Source organism: Mesorhizobium sp. M4A.F.Ca.ET.050.02.1.1 (assembly GCF_003997725.1).
Lineage (GTDB): Bacteria > Pseudomonadota > Alphaproteobacteria > Rhizobiales > Rhizobiaceae > Mesorhizobium.
Genome location: NZ_RZSG01000622.1, coordinates 1 through 3,615, shown reverse-complemented (window position 1 = coordinate 3,615; position 3,615 = coordinate 1). Strand labels below are relative to the sequence as shown.

The 3,615-nt window shown below is 59.3% G+C and carries 5 protein-coding genes; 4 read left to right on the top strand and 1 reads right to left on the bottom strand.

Translation table 11 applies throughout. From position 1 onward, the window contains the following. Positions 1-426: glycosyltransferase (locus EOA33_RS28125; RefSeq protein ID WP_145989317.1), on the bottom strand; the 426-nt coding region annotated here is incomplete at its 3' end. A 232-nt stretch (positions 427-658) separates the two neighbouring features. On the opposite strand from EOA33_RS28125, the gene EOA33_RS28120 reads away from it, so the two are divergent. From EOA33_RS28120 to EOA33_RS28105, 4 genes are all read left to right on the top strand, one after another. Beyond that, entirely contained in the window at positions 659-1,615 is a 957-nt protein-coding gene (locus EOA33_RS28120) for a glycosyltransferase family 2 protein (protein ID WP_210212620.1), read from the top strand. Beyond that, positions 1,615-2,697: a glycosyltransferase gene (locus tag EOA33_RS28115; RefSeq protein WP_127407127.1), complete on the top strand. Its 1,083-nt coding sequence runs from the start codon at positions 1,615-1,617 to the stop codon at positions 2,695-2,697. Before EOA33_RS28120 ends, EOA33_RS28115 begins: the two co-directional genes overlap by 1 nt. A gap of 10 nt (positions 2,698-2,707) precedes the next feature. After that, a complete protein-coding gene (locus tag EOA33_RS28110) occupies positions 2,708-3,433 on the top strand; it encodes a class I SAM-dependent methyltransferase (RefSeq protein WP_127407126.1) in 726 nt (241 codons plus the stop codon). Then, a partial coding sequence (locus EOA33_RS28105) for a hypothetical protein (RefSeq protein WP_145989316.1) occupies positions 3,430-3,615 on the top strand: 186 nt, incomplete at its 3' end. The genes EOA33_RS28110 and EOA33_RS28105, both read left to right, overlap by 4 nt.

Here is a 3,615-nt window from a genome sequence, read left to right as displayed (position 1 = left end):
CACCACCCTATCGGCTCTTCGCAATGCCGGCTTCATCAGCAGGCGCTCGCCGATACGGGTCCGGGCGCGCATGGTCTCCGGCGCGTGCACCCAGACAAGATCGTGGATGGTGACGACACGGGCGATCCGCTCGGCAAGGATGAGGGGCAAGCGGTGAGCCGGCCCCCAGAACACCTCCACCCTGTCGCGCGAGGCCAAGGACGGCAGGATGGCTTGCCCCCACAGCGCGCGGGCGGGGAGGGACCTGAACCCTGCGGTCCGCAAGGCCACTCCGCTCGGGATACCGTAGCTGGGGTTGACCTGGCCGGGAGCGTAGACAAAGACCTCGGCACCGAGCGCCGACAGGGCCTTGATCGAACTGTGGACGAACCTGCCGATGCCATCGGTGGCCGATCCCAGGTTCCTGCCATCGACCCCGATTCTCAATCTTTTCTCCCGGAAATGAACTGAGCGAAGCATCCGGATATTGCCGTGGGCAGCAGACGGGCGATTGGAAGCGCGACCTGCTCGGAACGGTCGCGACACTAGCCCCTAACAGACATCCCGCCAATTCGGCAACACGAAGCGGGAGGACAAGTCTCGGGTGGGGGAAAACTGCTTGCGCCTCAGCCTCAGGATGATAGATGCACTCTGTTAACCTCCCGATTTCGAGGGCGAGCTGCTGCCAAAGCTGATCATCCAGATTCCTTGTTACAACGAAGCAGAAACACTGGCGATAGCGCTGAGCGATCTGCCGCGGACCGTCACAGGCTTCGACAGCGTCGAATGGTTGATCATCGATGATGGAAGCACCGACGAAACGGTCAGGATTGCCGAGGAAAACGGCGTCGACCATGTCGTCCGTCACACCAGCAATCGTGGCCTTGCCGCCGCCTTCATGACCGGCATCGAGGCCTGTCTGGCACAAGGCGCCGATGTCATCGTCAACACGGATGCCGACAATCAATATCACGCCGCCGATCTTCCGGCCCTGACCTTGCCGGTCCTGCAGGAGCGCGCCGACATGGTCATCGGCGCTCGGCCGATTTCGGAGATAGAACATTTCTCTCCGGCCAAGAAGTTGCTGCAAAAGCTTGGCAGTTGGGTGGTTCGGGTGAGCAGCGGCACCGACGTTCAGGATGCGCCGAGCGGATTCCGCGCCATCTCGCGAACCGCGGCCCAGCGCCTGATCGTGTTCAACAACTACACCTATACGCTGGAAACCATCATCCAGGCCGGCCGCAAGAATATGCGCGTGGTCTCGGTGCCGATCCGCGTCAATGGCGATCTTAGGCCATCGAAGCTGGTCAAGAGCATACCTTCCTATCTGAAGCGTTCGATGTTCACCATCGTGCGCATCTTCGTCATCTACCAGCCTGCCCGCTTCTTCGGCATTGCCGCGGCGCTGCTTTTCGGACTTGGCTTCCTGATCGGCCTGCGCTTCCTCTATTTCTACCTGACCGGAACGGGCACCGGCCATATACAGTCGGTGATCCTGGCGGGCGCGCTGATGTCGATGGGCTTCCAGTGCCTTCTCGTCGCTTTCCTGGCCGATGTGATAGCGGCCAACCGCAAGCTGCTGGAGGACATCCGCTATACGCAGCGGGCGAATCTCGTCCGGAACTCGGAGCGTTGATGCGTATAGTCCTAATTGGGCCTGTTCCGCCCTATCGCGGAGGAATAGCTCAATACACGGCTCAATTGCACCAAGCTCTCGCCGAGTCGGATGATCGATTTACGATATCCTTTTCGCGTCAGTTTCCGGCATTCATGTACCCCGGCGGAAGCGACAAGGAACCCGAGCCGCGCGCATATCTCCCGGATGTCGAATACATCGTCGATTCAGTCAATCCATTCACCTGGCCAGCGGTCGGCCGTCGCATTCGTTCCTTGAATCCGGATCTGATCGTCGTGCAATGGTGGCACGTCTATTGGGCTCCGTTCATCATTTGGGTGAAACGGCTTGCCAGACGCTGCGGTAAGCGGCTGGTGGTGATTTGCCACAATGTGGATGATCACGAATCCGCCGGCTGGAAGGTCAAACTTCGCAACCTGGCGTTAGGCGACTGCAAGGAGTTGTTCGTGCACTCCAGTCGCCATCGCGAGAGTCTTGGCGAAATGTTTCCGGCAGCATCCATCCGGATGCATCCGATTCCGGCCTACGATGCCTTCCCCGCGCCGGATCACGAATTGCCGCGACGCGCGAGAACGGAACTCCTCTTCTTTGGGTTGATCCGGCCTTACAAGGGCTTGGACATACTTTTGCACGCCTTGGCCAGGATTGCCGACAGGGACTTCCATCTCACCATTGCCGGGGAAAGCTGGGACGGCGTTTCAGCTTACGAAAGGATCATCAGCGAAAGCGGTATCTCCGAAAAGGTCGATATGGTGAATGCCTATGTCTCGAACCAGTCGGCAGCCAATCTCTTCGCGCGCGCGGATGCAATTGTCCTGCCCTATCGCTCAGCCTCGGGCAGCGCCGTGGCCGCGCTTGCCTTCAACTACCACAAGCCTGTGGTCGCAAGTGAGGTTGGTGGCTTCGTCGATACCGTTTTGCCCGGAACAGGCATTCTGGTCGAGGCGGAAAACGTGGACGCCCTTGCGGGTGCCTTGTCGCGCGTTATGGATGGAGGCAAGTGGTATGAGCCTGATGCCATAGCGGCAACCAATGAACGGCTCACCTGGCGCAGCCTTGCGTCGGAATTGAAGAGACGATAGGGCGACGCGCATGGCAGCCTTGCGCCTTTCACACGCGATCCTCGATGCGCAAAGCCGAAATGCCAAGGCCCGGAAGATTGCGATGCTCTCCGGCATGACGGCACCGAAGCCGGATATGCGCATGCTCGAGGTCGGTTGTGGCTCTGGCTTCATCGCAAGCTACTTTTCCGAGCTCGGTTTTGGCCCGCGCGGGACCTTTGCGACCGACATCAATGACGAGCGCCAGATCGAGCAGGGCTATGTCTTCCACAAGGTGGACGACACCAGACTGCCGTTTCCGAACGAGCACTTCGATCTGATCGTCACCAATCATGTGATCGAGCATGTCGGTGATCTTGCTGAGCAGCGGCGGCATCTCGACGAAATTCACCGTTGCCTTAAGCCGGATGGAACCGTGTACTTTGCGGTCCCCAACAAATGGCGGCTTTTCGAAGCTCACTACAAGCTTCCGTTGCTGAGTTGGCTGCCTGCTCCGATCGCGGATCGTTACATCCGACTTCGCGGAGCGAAGCATCGCTATGACTGTCGGCCTCTCTCTCGAGCCGAAGCTGAAACCCTGTTGAGCGAAGCCGGGTTCGACGCGCAGGACAAGACCATCGACGCCATTCGCCTTGTGAGCGATTTGGAAAGCAATGTCGGCGCCTACAAAATCGCAAGCAACATTCCGGACTTCATCTTCAAGTCGATGCGGGGAATTGTCCCGACGCTCATATTCGTGGCAAGGAAGCAACGGTGAAAGCGCTCCGCATTGTCGGGATCACGCTGTCGCTGGCGGGGTTGGCATTCTTCATTGCCGCAGTTGCCCGTTCGCCCGAGGTGCTTTTCCGGGCTGCAACCGCCCCCTTCTTTTGGACTTCGCTGTTGATCGGTGCGGCGGCCCTGGCGTTTCGTGACCGGATAGCCCCCATCATCAGGCAA

Coding starts and splice junctions, on each gene's coding strand:
- EOA33_RS28115 (WP_127407127.1), top strand. CDS start 1,615: ATGCGTATAGTCCTAATTGGGCCTGTTCCGCCCTATCGCGGAGGAATA.
- EOA33_RS28110 (WP_127407126.1), top strand. CDS start 2,708: ATGGCAGCCTTGCGCCTTTCACACGCGATCCTCGATGCGCAAAGCCGA.